At 49.9% G+C, this 20759-nt stretch carries 17 protein-coding genes; 13 read left to right on the plus strand and 4 right to left on the minus strand.

What is annotated here, in order from left to right; genetic code table 11:
• The first annotated feature begins 362 nt into the window (after positions 1 to 362).
• The 7 genes from ACTOY7_RS04820 to ACTOY7_RS04850 all read left to right on the plus strand — a co-directional run bounded on the left by ACTOY7_RS04820 (position 363) and on the right by ACTOY7_RS04850 (position 10009).
• On the plus strand, positions 363 to 4376 hold the full coding sequence (locus tag ACTOY7_RS04820; RefSeq protein WP_482670379.1) for a hypothetical protein: 4014 nt from the start codon (positions 363 to 365) through the stop codon (positions 4374 to 4376).
• A gap of 204 nt (positions 4377 to 4580) precedes the next feature.
• Positions 4581 to 5456 (plus strand): 4-(cytidine 5'-diphospho)-2-C-methyl-D-erythritol kinase, encoded by an 876-nt coding sequence (gene ispE, locus ACTOY7_RS04825; RefSeq protein WP_160281373.1) that lies wholly within the window; start codon positions 4581 to 4583, stop codon positions 5454 to 5456.
• Positions 5457 to 5459: 3 nt separating this feature from the next.
• Complete coding sequence (locus ACTOY7_RS04830) at positions 5460 to 6134, plus strand: GntR family transcriptional regulator (RefSeq protein ID WP_160281374.1); 675 nt, start codon at positions 5460 to 5462, stop codon at positions 6132 to 6134.
• Between the two features lie 141 nt (positions 6135 to 6275).
• Positions 6276 to 6899 (plus strand): stage II sporulation protein R, encoded by a 624-nt coding sequence (gene spoIIR, locus ACTOY7_RS04835; protein WP_482670380.1) that lies wholly within the window; start codon positions 6276 to 6278, stop codon positions 6897 to 6899.
• Positions 6900 to 6904: 5 nt separating this feature from the next.
• Complete coding sequence (locus ACTOY7_RS04840) at positions 6905 to 7609, plus strand: acyl-[acyl-carrier-protein] thioesterase (protein WP_300884528.1); 705 nt, start codon at positions 6905 to 6907, stop codon at positions 7607 to 7609.
• A gap of 87 nt (positions 7610 to 7696) precedes the next feature.
• A complete protein-coding gene (locus ACTOY7_RS04845; RefSeq protein ID WP_160281377.1) occupies positions 7697 to 9079 on the plus strand; it encodes an NAD(P)/FAD-dependent oxidoreductase in 1383 nt (460 codons plus the stop codon).
• Between the two features lie 108 nt (positions 9080 to 9187).
• Positions 9188 to 10009 (plus strand): CvfB family protein, encoded by an 822-nt coding sequence (locus tag ACTOY7_RS04850; protein WP_160281378.1) that lies wholly within the window; start codon positions 9188 to 9190, stop codon positions 10007 to 10009.
• A 63-nt stretch (positions 10010 to 10072) separates the two neighbouring features.
• Here ACTOY7_RS04850 and ACTOY7_RS04855 read toward each other — a convergent pair whose 3' ends face one another.
• Positions 10073 to 10387: an AraC family transcriptional regulator gene (locus ACTOY7_RS04855; protein ID WP_482670381.1), complete on the minus strand. Its 315-nt coding sequence runs from the start codon at positions 10385 to 10387 to the stop codon at positions 10073 to 10075.
• Between the two features lie 22 nt (positions 10388 to 10409).
• Between ACTOY7_RS04855 and ACTOY7_RS04860 the strand changes: the two genes are divergently transcribed.
• A complete protein-coding gene (locus ACTOY7_RS04860) occupies positions 10410 to 12677 on the plus strand; it encodes a glycoside hydrolase family 2 protein (protein WP_482670382.1) in 2268 nt (755 codons plus the stop codon).
• A 133-nt stretch (positions 12678 to 12810) separates the two neighbouring features.
• Positions 12811 to 13005 (plus strand): hypothetical protein, encoded by a 195-nt coding sequence (locus tag ACTOY7_RS04865; RefSeq protein WP_160281381.1) that lies wholly within the window; start codon positions 12811 to 12813, stop codon positions 13003 to 13005.
• A gap of 191 nt (positions 13006 to 13196) precedes the next feature.
• Here the strand turns inward: ACTOY7_RS04865 and ACTOY7_RS04870 are convergent, their stop codons facing one another.
• The 3 genes from ACTOY7_RS04870 to ACTOY7_RS04880 all read right to left on the minus strand — a co-directional run bounded on the left by ACTOY7_RS04870 (position 13197) and on the right by ACTOY7_RS04880 (position 16864).
• Positions 13197 to 14510: a Na+/H+ antiporter NhaC family protein gene (locus ACTOY7_RS04870; RefSeq protein ID WP_160281382.1), complete on the minus strand. Its 1314-nt coding sequence runs from the start codon at positions 14508 to 14510 to the stop codon at positions 13197 to 13199.
• Between the two features lie 299 nt (positions 14511 to 14809).
• Positions 14810 to 15412, minus strand: a complete 603-nt coding sequence (locus ACTOY7_RS04875; protein WP_160281383.1) for a hypothetical protein — start codon at positions 15410 to 15412, stop codon at positions 14810 to 14812.
• 102 nt (positions 15413 to 15514) lie between these two features.
• Positions 15515 to 16864 (minus strand): hypothetical protein, encoded by a 1350-nt coding sequence (locus ACTOY7_RS04880; RefSeq protein WP_160281384.1) that lies wholly within the window; start codon positions 16862 to 16864, stop codon positions 15515 to 15517.
• Between the two features lie 245 nt (positions 16865 to 17109).
• Here ACTOY7_RS04880 and ACTOY7_RS04885 point away from each other — a divergent pair, with 245 nt between their 5' ends.
• The 4 genes from ACTOY7_RS04885 (at position 17110) to ACTOY7_RS04900 (ending at position 20645) form a co-directional block, all read left to right on the plus strand.
• Complete coding sequence (locus ACTOY7_RS04885; RefSeq protein WP_160281385.1) at positions 17110 to 17820, plus strand: LytR/AlgR family response regulator transcription factor; 711 nt, start codon at positions 17110 to 17112, stop codon at positions 17818 to 17820.
• Positions 17817 to 19076 (plus strand): sensor histidine kinase, encoded by a 1260-nt coding sequence (locus ACTOY7_RS04890; protein ID WP_160281386.1) that lies wholly within the window; start codon positions 17817 to 17819, stop codon positions 19074 to 19076. Before ACTOY7_RS04885 ends, ACTOY7_RS04890 begins: the two co-directional genes overlap by 4 nt.
• A 98-nt stretch (positions 19077 to 19174) precedes the next feature.
• The gene (locus tag ACTOY7_RS04895) at positions 19175 to 19639 is read left to right on the plus strand and encodes a DUF3887 domain-containing protein (protein WP_160281387.1); all 465 of its coding nucleotides are present in this window, start codon (positions 19175 to 19177) and stop codon (positions 19637 to 19639) included.
• Between the two features lie 19 nt (positions 19640 to 19658).
• Positions 19659 to 20645, plus strand: coding sequence for a CPBP family intramembrane glutamic endopeptidase (locus tag ACTOY7_RS04900; RefSeq protein ID WP_160281388.1), 987 nt, complete (start codon positions 19659 to 19661; stop codon positions 20643 to 20645).
• The last annotated feature ends 114 nt before the right edge of the window (positions 20646 to 20759 follow it).

The following is a 20759-nucleotide window of genomic DNA, read 5'->3' on the forward strand; positions in this document are numbered from 1 at the left end:
TTGTTGGAATATTGATGAACAATACTGCAGCAGGCAAACGATTATAGATGGAATAACTAAAGGTGATACTTTAAAGAGATGAATATATGGAGAGGAGCGGAGAAAGCGAACGTACATATACCTGCTAAAGTATTTATATAAAAAGTAAAGGTCTTACAGGAGTGGGAGTCGAGAGGTTCCTCCGATTTTTAAAATAAAAAGAATGAAAAAACTAAATAAATCATAAAAAATGCATCTTCAACAAGATTTGGGGATGCATTTTTTTGACATTATTCGATAGTTATGGTACACTATGGGGAAGAATGGTTACAGGGTGCTCATAGTAACGAAAAATACACACAATAATAACGAGGTGATCGGCAGTGGACAAATATGAGTATAAGCTGAAGACAGGACAGATGCTTGAACTTATGGAGGACGGTGCATTTAATAAGGCTGCGGAGATCGCAGACAGTATTGACTGGAAAAGAGTGCGCAATACGAAGATGCTGACAGACGTCAGTGATATCTATGAAAAGAACGGGGACTATCAGAAAAGCTACGAAGTTTTGAACATTGCTTATCACCGTGCGGAGGGGAGCAGGAAGATCGTATATCGTCTCTGTACGCTTGCGCTGAAAACGAAGAATGTAGATGAAGCGATTGACTATTATGATGATTTTCAGCAGATCGCGCCGAAGGATCCCAACAAGTTCATACTCAGGTATCAGATCCTGCGTGCTCAGAGAGCGCCCATTGAGCAGCAGATCGAAGCTCTGGAGTCGTTTAAGAAAGCGGAGTATATCGAAGAGTGGGCATATGAACTGGCAAAGCGTTATCAGGAAGCGGGAATGACAGCGGAATGTCTGGAAGAATGCGATGACCTGATCCTTTGGTTCAATGAAGGAAAGTATGTCTATCAGGCTATGGAGCTGAAGATGCAGTATAAGCCGCTGACGCCGTCACAGCAGGAAAAGTATGACAATCGGTATGCCAGGATGTCCAATGAGACGATGGAGATGCCGAACGTGGTGGAATATAGCAGCCAAAAGGGTGAAGCCGCAAAGGAAGAGTCCGTAGAGGAGATGCTCGCAGAGGCAGATGGTGTACAGGCAGAGAAGGATGAGCAGCCTGCGCAGGAGACGAAGAAGCGGGAGATAACAGGAAGAAAGATCGGCAGTACCATGAAGCTTGATGAAGCACTGAAAAGCCTGCTGAATCTGGGCATGGGAGAAGAGGACAAAGTCAGGGACTCTTCCAGCGATCCGGTCAGTACAGACGTGGTATTTGAAGAAGATAAGTTCATGGGGGCCATTGAAGAAATTGAATCTGTTGCGGATCTGAAGCTGGTGGATGAGATCTCCGGCCAGAAGGGGCTGCGGGAGCTGAAGGTGGATCCGGACCTGGAGGAACTGATTCCGGATGCATTTCCGGATGACGCGCCGGAAGCAGGCGGAAGCGGCCATATTGAACCTGTTACGACCATTATGCAGCCTATACATTCCGAGACGGCGGAGCCGGCTGAGAAGCCTGAACCGGCTGTCAGCGAAGAGAAGACTCTGGAAGAGCTGTATGCGGAAGCGGGAGAGTCTCCGGATACTCTGGGGATTCATATCGTTGAGACGAAGACGGGACTCAGCGGAGATACCAGGGAATTTGGAACTGTCTTGTCCGGTGATACCAGGATATTAGATAAAGGTACTCTGGATATGATCACAGGACTTGGCGTGGAGGCCGGCGGCGCTTCTGCGGAATCCGAAGAAGCCGCGGCAGTCTCTGCGGAGCCGGAAACAGACCAGGTGACCGCCGGGACGGATGAAAAGGCCGGAGAAGTGATTGCGGAACTGGATGAGGAAGCCAGAAAGATCTTTGAAGAGCTGGATGAGGAAGCCAGAAGAACCATAGAAGAGCTGGAAGAGGAAGAAGAGCAGCCTTTTGAGAACATGAATGCGTTGACGGCAAAGGCTTCTTCTGCTGAAGGCAGAGATCAGGTGGAGGGGCAGATGAACCTTCTGGATATGATGTCTGATCTGGGGGAGGAAGCGGCGGACAGCCAGGCTAAATCGGCGGAGAGAAAGCCGGGAGAACCTATTCTGCCGCTGGATATTCAGAGAATGATCGACGAGATTGAAGGCGTCATTCCGATGGAAGAGCCGGCGGAAAGGGAAGAGCAGGAGGAAAAACCTGCCGTACAGCCGGATCAGGAGCCTGCGGAGAATATGGGAGCGGTGGCGGAAAATCTCCGTGTGGATGAGTCCTCCGAGTGGTTTGAGGATTATGACGATGTTCTGGACGAGGAAGAATATCCGGATGAGCTGCCCGCGGATGATGAAGGACCGGAGAACGAGGCATATCCGGAGGATATAGAGATCAGCTTCGGCGGAGAGGATGAGGAAGAGACAGAAGGATATGAGGAAGAAGCTGAGTACGGAGAGATCAGCGACGGAGCCGGAGAACGGTTTACGATAGAGTACCAGGAAGACGAGGAGTTCGAATATGAGGATGAATATCCGAATGAGGAACCGGAGTATGAAGAGCCGGAACTGGAAGAAATAGAACCTGCTTATAATGAAGCAGGGCAGGGATATGAAGTCTCCGAACCTGGATATGCGGAGGAAGAGACCGGATATGAGGCCTCCGAGCCGGAGTATGAAAGTATAGAACCGGGATATGAAGAAACCGAACCTGAATATGGGGAGGAAGAGACCGAATATGAAGCTTCCGGGCCGGAGTATGAGGAAGCCGAAGCGGAATACGAAGGGATAGAAACGGGGTATGAAGAAGCTCAACCTGAATATGGGGAGGAAGAGAACGGATATGAAGCTTCCGAGCCGGAGTATGAGGAAGCCGAAGCGGGATATGAAGGTATAGAAGCGGAATATGACGGCGCCGAGCCGGAATACGGGGAGATCGAGTCCGGATACGAGGATGAACCGGAATATGAAGAACTGGAACCCGGATATGAGGCTGCGGAGCCGGAGTATGAAGACACCGGAGAAGAATATGAGGACGGCGGATATGAGACCGGGGAACCCGAGTATGCTGAAATCTACGAAGACGAAGAGCCGGAATACGAAGAGGAATATGAGGAGTATGATCCGGAATATACAGCTGAATATACAGCTGAATATGAGGATGAGGAAGCTGTATATGAGGGAGAATACGAGGATGGACAGTATGACGAGGAAGCGGAATACGAGGGTGGACAGTATGACGAGGAAGCGGAATACGAGGATGACTATGAGCTAGATTACGACGAAGGGTATGCCGAAGAGGATGACTACGAAGGGAACTATGAGGAAGAGGAGTATTACGAAGAGGATGCGTATTATGAGGAAGAGGACGCAGAGTATGATGCTGCTTCCGCGGAAGTAGATCTGGAACATGAGTTCCGGCCCCAGAGATCTTTCGGGAGACGGTATGACGAGCGTGAGGTTCCGGATGAAGAAGAGGAGATTGATATCCTTTCCAAGTCTACTCCGCTCAGCCGAAAGGAGACTGCGAAGCTGATCGCCACCGGAAAGACTTCGCCTCTGCCGATGGATGAGATCTCTGATGCCCTTTCCCTGTCAGACACGGGATTTGTCGTACATGGAAGATATGACCTGAAAACGCAGAGCGGAATCGGCACAAGGGCAGGACTGACGGAAGAACAAAAGAAGCTGTTTTCCTACTTTGTACCGGTCCGGGGCATGAGCGAACAGCTCGTGGATGTGCTGGAGCAGGATAAAAACTGTACCAACCGGAGAGGAACTTCCAATACCGGCAACCTTCTGATCATTGGAAACAAAGGAAATGGAAAAACCGTACTTGCCGTGGACGTGGTAAAAGCAATTCAGAAACAGCGGAATATCCGACAGGGAAGGGTTGCGATCGTGACCGGAGATTCGCTGAATAAAAAGAAGATCAGCGACATTTTCAGCAAGCTGTACGGCGGCGCGCTGATCATTGAAAAAGCCGGCAAGATGAATGAAAAAACAGTAGCACGTGTGAACAAGGCCATGGAAAGGGACACCGGAGAGCTTTTGATCGTACTGGAGGACCAGCGAAAACCCCTTGACCGTCTGCTGACGTCCAACAGGGAGTTCCGGAGAAAGTTTACAAGCCGCCTGGAGGTTCCGATCCTGATCAATGATGAGCTTGTTACATTCGGCCAGACCTATGCGCAGGAAAATGGATACCAGATTGATGAGATGGGGATCCTTGCCCTATACAGCCGGATTGATATGCTGCAGAGGGAAGACCATGCCGTGACCATTGCGGAGGTCAAGGAAGTGATGGACGAGGCAATGGAGCATTCACAGAAAGCATCTGCGAAAAAGCTGGTGAAGCGTGTGCTGGGGAAAAACAGGGATGATTCAGATCGGATCATATTGACGGAAAAAGATTTTAATTGATCAACCTCCTGGCCAATCAGCGCGGTGATTGGCCAGGGTGTGATATGGAACTGATGACCTCCTCATTAGAATGCGGCTTCATGGCGGACTTTGCTAATGAGGAGTTTTTTTATCATTTACCTTATGAAACGGCCGAATGACCATAATGGGGATGCCCTTTGGATATTTGCGTAAAGCCGGCTGCAAAACAGAGAGGACAGAAGGATGAGACAGATGGATTTAAAGGCGCTTGCCAAAATAAACTTGGGACTGGACGTACTTGGGAGAAGGGAAAATGGATATCACGATGTACGTATGGTCATGCAGTCTGTTTATCTGTATGATAATGTAAGGCTGGAAGCCAGGGAAGAACCGGGGATTGAGCTTTCGTCCAACCTGTACTATCTCCCGGATGATTCGGGGAATATCGCATATAAGGCAGCACAGATGATGATAGAGGAATTTCATCTGGAAGGAGGGGTGCGCATTACATTGGATAAGCACATCCCTGTGGCAGCAGGCATGGCGGGAGGAAGCTCCAATGCGGCGGCGGTGCTGTTCGGAATGAACCGTCTGTTCGGGCTGGAGCTTACCCGTCAGGAGCTGATGGAGCGTGGGGTTCAGCTGGGAGCGGACGTACCCTACTGCATTCTGCGGGGAACCGTGCTGGCAGAGGGCATCGGCGAAAAGCTGACGGTTCTGCCTTCCATTCCCAAGTGCGCGGTGCTGATCGCCAAACCGCCAGTCAGCGTGTCTACGCGGGTGGTCTATGAAGCGCTGGATTCGAAAGAGATCGTGAAGCATCCGGATATTGATGGACTGATCCGGGCGCTGGAGGAGGGGAGTCTGAAACATGCGGCGGCATGCATGGGAAATGTGCTTGAGGATGTGACGATCCCCAAATATCCTGTAATCCGGGAAATTAAGCAGGAAATGATGGAGGCTGGAGCTCTGAATGCGATGATGAGCGGAAGCGGGCCGACCGTATTCGGACTGTTTGAAAATAAAATAAAGGCAAGAAATGCCCAGGAAAGGATCAGAAGAAAAGCTCTGGCAAAACAGGTCTATGTGACCAACGTACATAATGCAAGGAGGGAATGAGGGATGGAGCCTGGATTTGAAGTAAATATGAATGATTTTCTGCCTCTCCGAGACGTGGTGTTCAATACGCTGCGGCAGGCAATCCTGCGGGGCGAATTAAAGCCCGGAGAACGGCTTATGGAAATCAAGCTTGCCAATAAGCTGGGCGTCAGCCGGACTCCGATCCGCGAGGCCATCCGGAAGCTGGAGCTGGAAGGCCTGGTACTTATCATTCCCCGGCGGGGCGCAGAGGTTGCGCAGATCACGGAAAAAAGTCTCCGGGACGTGCTGGAGGTGCGGCGCTCACTGGAAGCGCTGGCAGTTCGGCTTGCATGCGAGCGGATGCAGGCACAGGGGCTGCAGGATTTGAAAAATGCGGAAGAGGATTTTGAGAAGGTCCTGGGAAACGACGATATTACGGTTGTAGCCGAAGCAGATGTCGCATTCCATGACATCATCTATATGGCAACGGACAACCAGAGGCTGATTCAGCTCCTGAGCAATTTCCGGGAGCAGATGTACCGTTATCGGGTAGAGTATCTGAAGCGGAAGGAATGTCATCCAAAGCTTTTGGAGGAGCATCAGGGGATCATCCGCGCTATTGAAAACGGCGAAGTGGAGACAGCGACGCAGATCACCTGTCAGCATATTGACAACCAGGTAGAATGGGTCAGTGATATCCTGCGCGGACAGGAATAATGACAGGGCGCGGCGTCCTTGGAATTTTTCGGCATACGGTATATTTGCGGGTAAACAGGCAATACTTTCGATATCAAAAATGTTTTCGGAATGCTTATGCAGTGAAGCATTTGGGGACAAGAGGATGGAGGAAGTATACATATGAAACAAAATCGTATGATTCTGATACTCTCATTGCTTCTCGCGGCAATGGTCACATGGTTTCTGATGTGGAGGACCGGCATGGAGGCCAGAGAGAGGATGCAGGAGCGTCTGGCCGGAGAGGTCCTGCGGTTCCATATCCTTGCCAACAGCGATAGCGAAGAAGATCAGACACTGAAAATCACAGTGAGGGACCGGATCCTGGATTATCTGAAAGAAGAGATGCCGGAGACAAAGAACGCCCAGGAGACTGCCCGCTGGATCCGCAGACATGTGGACGAGCTGGAAGAGGTGGGACGCGGGACCATGGAGGAACAGGGGTATGATTATCCGGTCAATGCCGCGGTCACGACATGCTGGTTCCCGGACCGGACCTACGGGGATATGACATTTCCGTCGGGAAATTATGAGGCGCTTCGGGTCGAGCTCGGAGACGCGGACGGGCATAACTGGTGGTGCGTGCTGTACCCCAGCCTCTGCTTCCAGGATGCGTCGAATGCAGTAGTCCCTGAGGAGGGAAAGCAGCAGCTTAAGAATGTGCTGACAGAGGAAGAATATGCCCATATGACCACAGAGGCCGATTTTCAGATCAAGTGGTATTTTTGGGAGCGGTGGAAAGGATAAGAAAAATGAGATATACATTTGACAGCAGAGTAAGATACAGCGAGGTGGATCATCAGGGGACACTGACTCTGCCGGCGCTGATGAACTACCTGCAGGACTGCAGCACCTTCCAGTCAGAGGACATCGGGGTAGGACTGTCCGTCCTGCGGGAGAGAAAACGGGCGTGGCTTCTCTCCTACTGGCAGGTGGAAGTCAGACGATACCCGAAGCTGGGAGAAAGAATCACGGTGGGTACGCTGGCTACCGGATTTAAAGGCTTTTTCGGAAACCGGAATTTTTACATAGATGACGAAAATGGAAACCGCCTGGCCTGCGCCAATTCCATATGGGTATTCATGGACGCGGAGGCAGGCAGACCCGTAAAGCCCGGGGAAGAGGAGATTGCGCCCTACGGTCTGGAAGAGCCGCTGGAAATGGATTACGAAGGCAGGAAGATCCGGCTTCCGGAGGCTGCGCAGGCGCTGGAGCCGTTCCCGGTGAGAAGGGCGCATATTGATACTAACGAACACGTGAATAACAGCCAGTATATCCAGATGGTCATGGACTTGCTTCCGGGGGACTTTCCTGTTCACAGGCTGCGGGTGGATTATAAAAAATCTGCCGTTATGGGGGACAGCATTTTCCCGAAGCTTTCCCGGGAAGAGGGAAGGACAGTCGCAGAGCTGTGTGATGACACGGGCCGCGCCTATGTGGTGGCGGAACTGAAATGAAAAGCCGGCCTGCTGCCGGGAAATCAGATGTGACAATAGGTAAAGAGAATAGGATGACAGGATAAAAAAATAAAGGAGCAAAAAAAGATGAAGTATGATGTGATCATTATCGGCGCAGGCCCGGGAGGGATCTTTTCTGCGTATGAGCTGGTGAAAGGAAACAAGGATCTGAAGATTGCTGTGTTTGAAGCCGGCAGTCCGCTGGAAAAGCGGAACTGCCCGATCGACGGGAAGAAGATTAAAAGCTGTGTGAACTGCAAGACTTGCGCGATCATGAGCGGCTTTGGCGGCGCAGGCGCATTTTCCGACGGGAAATATAATATCACCAACGATTTCGGCGGGACCCTGCATGAGCATATTGGGAAAAATGAGGCGATCTCCCTCATGGAATATGTGGATGAGATCAATATGTCCCACGGCGGCGAGGGCACAAAGATGTATACCACCGCAGGCTCCAAATTCCGCAAGCTCTGTCTGCAGAATAAGCTGAATCTTCTGAACGCGTCCGTGCGTCATCTGGGAACGGACATCAATTATGTGGTCCTTGAAAACCTGTATGCGGAACTCAAGGACAAGGTAGAGTTCCGTTTCCACCATCAGGTGGACCATATTGAACTGCTGGAACAGGGCTATCGTGTGTTCTGCGGAGAACAGTCGGACGACTGTGACAAGTGTATCGTTTCTGTGGGCAGGAGCGGCAGCAAATGGATGGAAGAGGTCTGTCAGGAACTGAATATCCCGACCAGCTCCAACCGGGTAGATATCGGCGTGCGTGTGGAGCTTCCGGCGGAGATCTTCTCTCACCTGACGGATGAGCTGTATGAAAGCAAGATCGTATACCGGACGGAAAAATTTGAGGACAATGTGCGGACCTTCTGCATGAATCCGTATGGGATCGTAGTCAATGAAAATACGAAGGGAATCGTGACTGTAAACGGGCACAGCTACGAGGATCCCAAAAAGCAGACGGAGAATACCAACTTCGCCCTTCTGGTTGCGAAGCATTTTTCGGAGCCGTTCAAGGACAGCAACGGATATGGGGAAAGTATTGCAAGATTGTCCAATATGCTGGGCGGCGGAGTGATCGTGCAGCGCTTCGGAGATCTGATCCGGGGGCGCAGAAGCAACTGGAAGCGAATTGAGGAAGGGCTGGTGCGCCCGACGCTGGCAGCGACACCGGGAGACTTAAGCCTTGTCCTGCCCAAGCGGATCTTGGACGGCCTGGTCGAGATGATCTATGCCCTGGATAAGATCGCGCAGGGGACAGCCAATGATGATACGCTTCTGTACGGCGTAGAGGTCAAATTTTATAATATGGAAGTTAATATAGACGAGAACCTGGAAACACCGTATAAGGGGCTGTATGTGATCGGAGACGGCAGCGGCGTGACCCATTCCCTGTCCCATGCGTCGGCCAGCGGTGTGCATGTAGCACGGCATATCCTGAGTGGCGCGTGTTCTGCGGATTGATGCCGTGGGCATCCGGATTGGAGAGAGCCGGGCCGTACTGCGAGTGGAAACAGGAAGAGCAGCCGTTTGCAGGTGCGGTTCGGTTATAAATATAGAAAGGAACGAGAGATGAAATTAGGAGAAAAGCAGGTACTGACCGTGGTAAAGAAAGTCTCCTTCGGCGTATATCTGGGAAATGATGAGCAGAGGGTACTTCTGCCGAAAAAGCAGGTGCCGGCGGGGATCGAACCGGGAGACCCGGTGGAAGTATTTTTGTATAAGGATTCAGATGACAGGCTGATCGCCACCACCCGGGAACCCAAGTTGACGCTGGGGAAGCTGGCGGTGCTTCGGGTGGCGGATACCAACAGGATGGGGGCATTTCTGGACTGGGGACTGGATAAGGACTTGTTTCTGCCCTTTAAGCAGCAGACCGCGAAGGTGCAGAAAGGGGATCAGTGCCTGGTGTCTCTGTATATTGACAAGAGCGAAAGACTGTGCGCCACGATGAAGGTATACCACCTTCTCCAGACAGATTCCCCTTATCAAAAGGATGATAAGGTCACAGGCATCATTTACGATACCAGTGATAATTTTGGAATCTTTGTGGCAGTGGATGACAGGTATTCCGCCCTGATCCCCAGGAAGGACGCGGTGGGCGCTCTTCGTGTGGGCGAACGTGTGGAAGCCAGGGTCACTGCAGTAAAGGAGGACGGCAAGCTGGACTTAAATCTGCGGGACAAGATCCCGGAGCAGATGGACAAGGATGCGGAAATGATCCTGGAAGTGATCCGGGGATACGGCGGGGAGCTGCCCTTTAACGACAAGGCAGATCCGGAAAGGATCCGCCAGGAATTTGGCATAAGCAAGGCAGCCTTCAAGCGCGGGGTCGGAAGACTTTTGAAGGAAAGAAAAATAGAGATTCTGGATCAGGGGATCCGGATGAAATGAAATATGCGGACAGGCGCCTGATTTTCAGGCGCCTGTCCGCATTGTTGGGGAGGTTACAGCACCTTATTGCTTTTTGCGGGCCGGAAGGTCAGAATGTACTTCATGGGGCACATTCTGGCGGAATATCTTTGGCGTTGTACCCATAATGCGCTTAAACAGTCGCGCAAAATAATAGATATCTGGAATACCGCACTTCTGGACAATGGATTTAATGGGCAGATTCGTGTATAACAATATCCAAAAATAATACAAAGAATCCAAAAAATTCTCTCTATAAATGAATAATGTAGAAAAATATAATGAAAAATAATACAAAGCAATGTAGATAAACAGAAGGATTTTTATATGAAATGCCCAAATATAACTGGATATATACATTGCGGAAAGAAGGAGGAACAATATGCGGAATATTGTCAATTTAAACAGGGACTGGAGATTTATACAGGAGGACGCGGGGCTGCCGGAGGAGTTCCCGTCGCACTGGAAGCAGATCGATCTGCCGCATACATGGAATGCGGTGGACGGCCATGACGGGAACGGGAGTTATGCCCGCGGCAGATTCTGGTATGCAAAGAGCTTCCGGAAGCCTGTCCAGCCGCTGGAGGGAGGAAGGGTCTATGTGGAGATCCCGGCGGCGGGGCAGCAGGCCGAGGTCTTTGTAAACGGAACCAGGGTGATCTATCATGAAGGCGGATATTCCACATTCCGCGCGGATATTACGGATCTGTGCAGAGAGGATGAGGACAATCTTCTGGTGATCGCATGCAGCAATGAAAATAAAAGCAGTGTGTATCCCCAGTCAGCAGACTTTACATTTTACGGCGGGCTCTACAGGGGCGTAAACCTGATTAGTGTGCCGAAGACACACTTTGAACTGGAATACTACGGAGGACCGGGTATCCAGATCACGCCAAGGCCGTGTGAGGACGGCGGAGCGGTGTTTGAGATGGAATCCTGGATAGCAGGAGGGGATGAAAATTTTACCGTAATGTATTCCGTCCTGGATGCCCGGGGAAAGGAAGTGGCTGCGGGAGTCCGGCCGGCGGATGATACAAAGCTTACACTGTATGTTCCCGACGTCCATCTGTGGGAGATCGACAGTCCTTATCTGTATACGGTGACAGCCACCCTGCAGCGGCGCAATGAGGCATATGACGAAGTAACCGCGCGTACGGGCGTGAGAAGCTTTTCCTGTGATCCGGAGAAGGGATTTATCATCAACGGCAAGGAGATCCCCTTGCGCGGCGTGAGCCGTCATCAGGATCAGCTTTATAAAGGAAATGCGCTGAACAGGGAAGACCATTATGAGGATGCCAGGCTCATCAAAGAGCTGGGTGCGAATACCATCCGGCTTGCGCATTATCAGCATTCTCAGGAGTTTTACGATGTCTGTGATGAGATGGGATTTGTCGTATGGGCGGAGATCCCGTTTATCAGTGTGATGAATCCGGATCCGGATGCGCATCAGAACTGTATCAACCAAATGAAGGAGCTGATCATCCAGAATTACAACCATCCGTCGATCTGCTTCTGGGGAATTTCTAATGAGATCCTGATTGGCGGGATCTCGAATCAGCTGGTGGAAAACCATAAAGAATTGAATGCATTATGCAAGGAACTGGATCCCACCCGCCTGACAACGATCGCGCATGTGACTATGACCCCTGTGGACAGCCCGATACATGATATTACCGATGTAGAGAGCTATAACCACTACTTCGGCTGGTACGGCGGAAGGATGGAGGATAACGGCCCCTGGATGGATCATTTCCATGAAGTACATCCGAAGATCTGTCTTGGCCTGTCCGAATACGGCTGTGAAGGGATCATTACCTACCACGGCCCGAATCCGGCCTGCAAGGATTACAGTGAGGAATACCAGGCACTGTACCATGAACATATGGCGAAGATGCTGGACGAGCGTCCCTGGATCTGGTCCAGCCATGTGTGGAATATGTTCGATTTCGGCTGCGCGGCGCGTGACGAGGGCGGGGTGGCAGGACGGAACAACAAAGGCCTGATGACCATGGACCGGAAGACAAAAAAGGACAGCTATTATATCTACCAGGCATATTGGAGCAAGGAGCCTGTGCTTCATCTCTGCGGCAGACGCTATGCGCAGAGGGCCGGCGACTCGACGGAGATCCGGGTGTACTCCAACCAGTCCTCAGTGGCCTTGTATCTGAACGGGAAGCTTTTGGAAGAGAAATCTGCGGACAAGGTATTCGTATTCCGGGCAGCCTTGGAAGAGGGACAGAATTTTGTGACGGCGGTCTCCGGAGACTTAAAGGACAGTATGACGCTGGAAAAGGTAGAGAAGGAGCCGGCAATCTATGTGCTTCCGGAAGTCAATGAGAGAGCGGAAGGCGTGGCGAACTGGTTTAAGCTGGCCGGCGATCTGGATTTGAAAGCGCCTATGGAATTTCCGGAAGGAAAGTACAGCATCAAGGATACGATGGAAGAGATAGCCAAATGTCCGGAGGCCTTTGCAATTGTGGAGGAGGCCGTAAAGCTGGCTATGAATATGAAGGTGACTCCCGGTGAGGGAATGTGGGACATGTTCAAATCCATGAACCTGGAAAAGATCGGAGAAACGGCAGGCTCCATGATGCCGGAGGGGTTTGTGGAAAGTCTGAACGGCAAGCTGAACAGATTCGATAAAGTCTGATCCTGGCGGCAAAAAAGGGGAAGCTTCAATCACTCACGGGTCTGATTCCCCGCAGCTTGCTGCGTTTTACAAAAATGCCGAGCGAAGCGAGGTCCAGGCTAATACCCCGCAGCTTGCTGCGGGGAAGTTTATTTTGGTCCGTGAACGTATCCCGGTAGAGGCAAATAACCAAAAGCTGGAAGTGGGGAAACTGATCAAGAGCCTTGTAACAAACCGCACGCTGCTCGGTATTATCGCGGCGGCAATCCTGCTCCTGCTGTTCATCTATCCGCTGAACAAAAAGCGAGTGGAGGAGAACTGTGCGGAGCTTGCGGCAAGGCGCGGATAGCGCGGTAATTTCATGTGATAGAAAAGCGGCTATCGGATGCAGCCTCTCGTTTGCGCCGGTCGGGCAATGTTGAATATGGGAATATCCTGTGTGTGAAAGCTGGTATGATAAAAAAATAAAAAGAAAGCCGGGTCTGCCTGAAAAGCTGACCGGGCTTTCTTTTGCCAAATATTGTCTGAGATTTTAAGCGGTTACTGTGCTTCCCTGGACGGTATCACAAAGATAAACAGCAGGGAGCTGATAAGGAGCATATAGGGATAGAGCAGGTTCGGGATGATATCAAAGGCTGATACCTCAAAGCCAAGCTCTGTTGCCGCCGAGATCGCTACCAGCATCTGCGCGCCGTAGGGGATCACCCCCTGAAAGACGCAGGAAAAGGTATCCAGGATCGAAGCGGTCTTCTGCGGGGAAATTTCATATTCTTCCGCCATTTCCTTTGCGATCGGATTGGCCATGACGATGGCAACCGTATTGTTGGCAGTAGCAATATCCATGGCGCCGACCAGAAGGCCGATCCCAAGCTGTCCTCCTTTTTTTCCCTTGAAGATCTGCTTGATAAATGCCAGCAGCGCGGCAAAGCCGCCGTATTCGTGGATCAGTGCGCAGATGGCGGATACCAGGATGGCCACCATGGTCGTCTCAAACATGCCGGACGCGCCGGAGCCCATATTGCCGAGCAGTTCCGTCGCCTGTGTCGCCCCGGTCACAAGCATGATAAAGGAACCAGAGACGATGCCGATCAGCAGGACGACAAATACATTGATCCCAAGGATCCCGCCGAACAGAACAAGCACATAGGGGATGATCTGGATCAGGTTGTATTCTTTTACGATGGCATCCCCCACTTCCGCATTCAATGTCTTTAAGAAAAAGATGACCAGTGTCACAAGCGCCGCCGGCAGCGCGATCCCGAAGTTCTGCCGGAACTTGTCCTTCATCTGGCAGCCCTGTCCGTTGCATGCGGCAATGGTGGTATCGGAAATAAACGAAAGGTTGTCTCCGAACATGGCTCCGCTCATGACAACGCCGATACAGAGCGCGGTCCCGAATCCGGAGCCGCTTGCCACGGATACCGCAATGGGGGTGATCAGCGTGATCGTGCCCACAGAGGTTCCCATCGCGAGGGATACAAAGCAGCTTACCACGAAAAGCACCAGAACGGAGAACCGTGCCGGGATGATGGAGAGCAGGAAATAAGCCACACTTTCCGCGCTGCTCCGACCCACTACGCCTACAAAGATACCGGCAGTCAGAAAGATCAGGATCATGGTCATGATGTTCTTGTCCCCCACGCCCTTTGCCATGACCTCCAGCTTGTCGTCAAATTTTAACTCCGGATTCTGGATACAGGCCACCAGAAGCGCAGTCAGAAACGATACCACGATCGGGATATTGTAGAATCCCATAGGGATTTTCAAAACATATTCAAATAAGATCCCCAATCCCAGATAAAGTACGAGAAATACTCCGATAGGCAGCAATGCCTTTCCATTTCTTTTTTGCATGATCATTCCTCCAAGATTTGATAATGGTTACTGTTCACACCCTTTGGGTGCCTCAGTAACAGTATCCAGCCTATTTTAAGTCGCCTTCGGCGAGAGGCTGGATCTTATGGCAAATGTTACTTTATTTTGCCGGACGCCGTGCAGCAGGGTGCACGGCGCCGTGTGAACAGTAACTGATAATGTACTACGGGAAGCTTACTGCGCTGAATGCCGTAGATTCCCGAAAAATACATGATAGAATGATTGTATCATTAAATGAAGAAAATCTCCACAAGAAAAAGAAGAATGATGAGATTAAATTACGTTTCGTTGGTGTTCACCTCTGGACCGTACATCTCTCTGAGCAGCCAGGCAGGCGTACAGCTCCAGGCATGACAGTAACTGTTGATGCATGCAGAACCGTAAGGGCTTTCTTCTTCATTTTCCGGATTATAAAGTTCCCAGAAGGTATCTGCTCCTGCACAGATCATTCCTCCCCAGTAGCATTTCAAATGCTGCATTGCTTTTTGGAGTTCACCTGATAAAAGAAGAGCCTGTACATAAAAGTGATGCATATAAGGAGTTACCATGAGGATAGGGCAATCGGATACCCTGTCCAGCAGTTCTGCGGCCTCTTGTCCCTGGATTACCTCTGCCAGGATCATCCATATCTGGCTGGAGGTGGATACCTGACGTGTCTGGCCGCTGGTAAAGACCTGCCGGCTGCTGTCCCAAAATGTTTTTTTCGCAGCAGAAAACATTCTTTCTTTTCTTTCTGAACACACTGCTTCCAGATTCTTATTGCGGATCAGCATACATAATTTTTTGCCATATTCCAGGCAGGATACAGGAGTCTCTTTTACATAATACAGGCTTGGAATCAATGCCTGAGCTTTTCGGATATAGTTTTCATTTTTGATCATTTTTGCCTGTTCTAGGGTTCAATTTGCTGCCATAAGATATCCTCATCTTTCTTCCAAAGATTATTTATGTGAAGCTGCCTACACATTTATACTTACCTGAAATTATTCAAGCATCTGCAGAAGATGTGCAATTTCCTGTTCTGTCATTGTGGGATCAGTCCGCTTCAGCGTTTCAAGTGTCATCAAAGATCCCATCGAAATTGCTTTCAGAGGATCGGCCTCCTTTGTCATTTCCAGAAAGCGGAGAGAGACTGGATGATTTTTAAATGCTTTCTCCAGCTTTTCATACATTCCTTCGATGCGGATCAGGTCTCCGATATTATGTTCTTTTCCAATATCTAAAAGGATTTCCTGCAATTCTGCAGTCTCCCGAAGCCGGATATCCTGCATGGAGCTTCCGATCGTGATCTCGTATGCTCCGCTTTCCGGCTGCCATTGCCGGGAATCGGCATGATAGCGCATAAATGCTTTCGGATCCAGGAAGATCTCATATTGCAGCATTCCCTGTTCAATGATCTTCAGATTTTTCTGCAGAAAATGATATAAAAAGCAGCCGACCAGCAGGCCTGCACCTAGAAGAAGGAGGGCGGCAGCAGCAATACGGGGGATGACCTGATCTGCCTCTTTTAAGATCACGGAATAGGGAATCATGCACAAAATGTTCCAGCCTAACCGGTGCGTTCGGACAGTGACTGTCAGATATTCCTCATTATTGATTTTACGCATGGCTGAATAAATATAGTATCTGCCGTCTTTATAAGACAGGTAGGGTTTGAGCGCCTGTTCCGTCATCTGCAGATGGTTATTCTTATAAATCTCTCCTTCCTTTCCGCAAATCATGGTATTTTGATTGGATACATAAATATTTTTATCCTCACGCAGATCAAAGAATGCATCGGCAATCACAAAGACTGCTGTTCCGACCGACCGGGAACCAGGCTTCTGTTTGGTATCAGCCACCTGGCGCACAAAATATACCCGTCCGTCCTTTTTGACCCATTTGATCGGAACAGCGGATGTCACCTGACTGCGGAGTTCGGCCATGATATCTCTGACCTGGCCGGCTGTGATTTTTTGATCGGCCGGCGCCTGGTCGTAGTAATAGATTTCTTTTTCTCCAGTTTCCAGGATTACTATGTCCGCATACTTATATAAGGCAGTCATCGACAGAAAACTGCCGGAAAGGTCTAACTGATCGCGGGAATATTTCCAGGGACTTTTTTCAGGTTCCTTTTTTCTGGTCAGCAGATTTTGGATTTCCGGTCTGCTGACAAAGGAATAGGTGCTGTCCTGAAAATCCTGGATGCTTTCTTCCACCCGCACACTCACTTGTTTCAGCAGGCTGGGGGCGGAATCTTCCGCAATATGTATCAGTGACTCGCGCATGGTCATATAGCTCATGTATCCGATGCCCCCGCTGCAGATGACTGCGACCAGGATCAGATAAACCATGAGTTTTGTACGGATTTTGGAATCTCTGCTCTTTTTCCAAAAAAAGAGCAGATAAAGAGGACACCTACTACTGATTTTTTCTATATTCTAACATACAAATCTGCATTTTGACAGCAGATGTGTAAACAGTCATTTAATACATCATTTTCGGCGATCAGGTAAACTGCATTTACAATTTTCCTTTATGTGCTAAAATTAGGATAATGATTTTGGGAGAGCGATCTCGGAAGAAGGAGGGGAAGCGAATGTTCAGAGCCGCGGTCTGCGACGACGATCCATGCGTGAGGGAGGAAGTCAGCCGTATCATAAAAGAATGGAAACCGGAGGTTCGGGTGGACTGCTTTGAGTCCGGCGAAAGCCTGGCAGAGGGATATACGCCTTATCATGCCGTCTTTCTCGACATTGACATGAAGGGGATGAACGGCATTGAGACCGGGAAATGGATTCGTGGGCGGGATAAGGAAACGAAGATCGTATACCTGACCGCATATCAGGATTATGTATCCGGGGCGTTCGGCGTCCATGCCTTCCAATATCTCTTGAAGCCGGTGAAGGAGGCTGAAATCTGCAAAGTGCTGGAGGAGATATTTTCTTATATACACACACCCGAAAACAAACCCATCCTGGATTTCCAGACTGTGAACGGACTTTTATGCCTGCCGGCGGAGAAAATCTATTATTTTGAATATGTGAACCGACGGGTGGAGATCGTGACGTCGGATGGAGTGTACGCTATGACAGAAAAAATAGGAAAGGTGGCGAAACGGATGGAAATCTATGGCTTTTCCATGCCTCATCAGAGCTTTGCGGTGAATATGCTGCATGTGCAAAATGTTTTGGCCGGCAGGATCCTTCTGGACAACGGCATGGAGATCCCGCTGGCGCAGAAGCGGCAGAAAGCATGGAAACAGGAGCTGATCGTGTATCTTTCAGGAAGAATGGGAGGGACGTCATGACAAGTATGATACAGATATTTTTCGGACTGGCCGATCTGGCGTCACTGGTGGGCTGTGCCTGGATCATAGTACGTTCCATTCCCTCCGACCGGGAAGAAAGCCGCTGGAAAAAGATTCTTGGCTGGATGGGCTATGCAGCAGTCACGGTTTTTGTCCCCATGTTCTGGCGGAATGACACGCTGACTATGGGAGCAGTCTGCCTTTACTATGTTGTGATGGCTAGGCTGCTGTATTTTCGGGGCAGGCAGGGGATCGCATATCAGATCATCTTCTGCGTTATTCTGCTGGCTACCGAGCTTACAGGCACCTTTGCGGCACGCTATGTCTGGCTGGTAATGCAGCTGGAAGGGATCGTGGTATACAGTGTCCTGGTGGTGTCACGGGTATTTCTGCTTCTTGTGGGAACTTTGATACTGCGTATGATCATACACAGAAGGCTGGCGGACGTACAGTATATCAAAATCCACGGGATGGTCATCGTCCCCGTGGCCAGTATGGTACTTTTATTCCTGTATCTAGTGGCAAGCGATATCTTTCTTGTCAGATACGGATATTACTGGATTGTGATCTATGCCGCACTTTTGCTGGTCATTAATCTGTACTGCCTGTATTTCTGGTATGATGTGGCAAAAAGCGGAGAATTGAAGCATTCGCTTTTGATGATGCAGCAGCAGAGGGAGCTGACGCTGCAGTATTATGAAGAACTGGAGGAGAATTATAACCGTTCCAGGAAGATCATCCACGATATCCGGAACCATCTGCATGTGATCGAGCAAAGCAGCAGGATCGAAGACAGACCTTATATCGAGGATGTGCATGCAATGCTTAATTCTATGGGAATGAAATTTTATACGGAAAATCGGATGCTCAATATTGTGCTGAATGATAAGCTGAAAATCTTTTCCCAGGATCAGGTACAGTGCAGCTTAGGTGGCGTGGGACTGGACTTTATCTCAGATCTGGATATCACCACGATCTTTGCCAATCTCCTGGATAATGCGGCGGAGGAAGGCAGAGGAAAACCAGAGTTCTGGCTTAGGATCCGTGCAGAACAGATTCAGGATTTTATCCTCGTTAAAATGGAAAATCCCTATGCAGAATGTCCGGCAAATGGAAGATCATCCAAACCAGGACATGAAGGGCTGGGGCTGCAGAATGTCCGGCAGGCACTGGAAAAATACCAGGGGGATATGGAGATACGGAAGGCAGAAGGTTTTTTTTCGGTGACGCTTCTGTTTGCGGTGCAGGAGGAGTAGTGCATTGCTGCATTTATATCCGGGCTGACATTGTGCGATATTTCGGAATGCAGAATGTATGGATCACTGTATTTTAGCTTATACGGGGAGGTCAAAACATGATGAGCGGTATCATAGAAAGAATGATAGATCTGGCAGGACTGCTGGAGCGGTTGGCAGGGCTGCTGACGGGTCTGTTCATGGTGATCTGTTTGCTGACAGGCTGTCAGTCTTTGGGAACGGAGCTGCCGGATTCCTTTGATAAAGAAGGGATGGAGGAGAAAGTGCTGTGCGCCATTGGCTGCTTTAACGAGAAGGATTATCAGAGCATCCTGGATATGGGCTGTACGGAATTTCAGGAGTTTCTGACGGCCGAGGAATTTGCGGAACAATGTGATCCGATGCTGGACAAACGAGGGGAGTTCCGGGAGATCGTAAAGACCGTTTCCATGGGCTGCAAGAATGAGGAGGGGGAAGCGGAATACGCAGGGTTCATACTGGTTGCGGATTATGAGGGTGGAAGGATCTGCTTCAATATTACGATCAATCAAAACATGGAACTGATGGAATTTTTAGTTCGATAGAATCGGGAGGAAAATGAGAATGAAATTATCACAGATTGAAAAGAAACAGTTAGGTATTTATGTGCTTATAGCATACGGCATCACATTTTTGATGGGGCTGCCGATGGGGTTGGGCTGCGATCGGGGACTGGATGTCAGTGTATTCCCCAATGCACAGATGCTGTATCCGGCAGCAGGAGTCATGCTGGCGTATCTGATAACGGAAAAAGGAAAAGCTGAGCTGCCGAAACGGTTTTTTGTTACATATCTTGCAGTTACGGTACTGATGCTGGCCAGTGCTGTCGGAAGTGTGTTCCTGCCGGATATCGCCTGGATGGCAGTCTGCAATCTGATCCTGGTCGGCGGAAGTGTACTGGCGTGGATCATGCTGCTTACGGAAAAGAAGGAAAAGCGGATCGCTTATGGCTTGAAGGGGAAGGATATAAAAGCATCTGTATTCTGTGTACTGTTGTTCATAGGTCTCTACCTGCTTCGGGCGATTCTTTCCTATGCGGTATCCGGGCAGATATCCGCAGTGGGAGAGATCGCGGGGAATCCCATGACCTGGATTATGGCAGGATCTCTGATCATCAATTTCTTCCTGGTATTTATCGCCTTTTTCGGGGAGGAATATGGATGGCGGTATTATCTGCAGCCGCTGCTGCAGTCCCGCTTTGGAAAGCGATGGGGCGTGATCCTTCTGGGCGTGGCTTGGGGGCTCTGGCATCTGCCGGTGAACTTCTTCTACTACAGCCCGGGAACCGGTCTGATCAGTGCGGTGGGACAGCAGATCACCTGTATTACGCTGGGGATTTTTTTCGCCTACGCCTATATGAAAACGGAAAATATCTGGGTGCCGGTGGTTCTGCATTTCCTGAATAATAACCTGGTGCCGATCATAACCGGGACGTACAGCGCAGACATCATCCAGGGACAGACCATGAACTGGACGGATCTGATACCGATGCTTGTGGTGAATGGGATTTTATTCGGCGGCTTCCTGGCGGCGAAGGAATACCGGGAGTGAAATTTGTCCAACCGCACTGCTGGGAATTTGTTTGTTTCGCAGATTTACAGATCCATATGCAATTTATGTGGAAACTGCCTTTATGATTTTGGGAAATGCTGTATGTCCGCAGTA

The sequence above is a fragment of the Schaedlerella sp. genome (assembly GCF_056796775.1).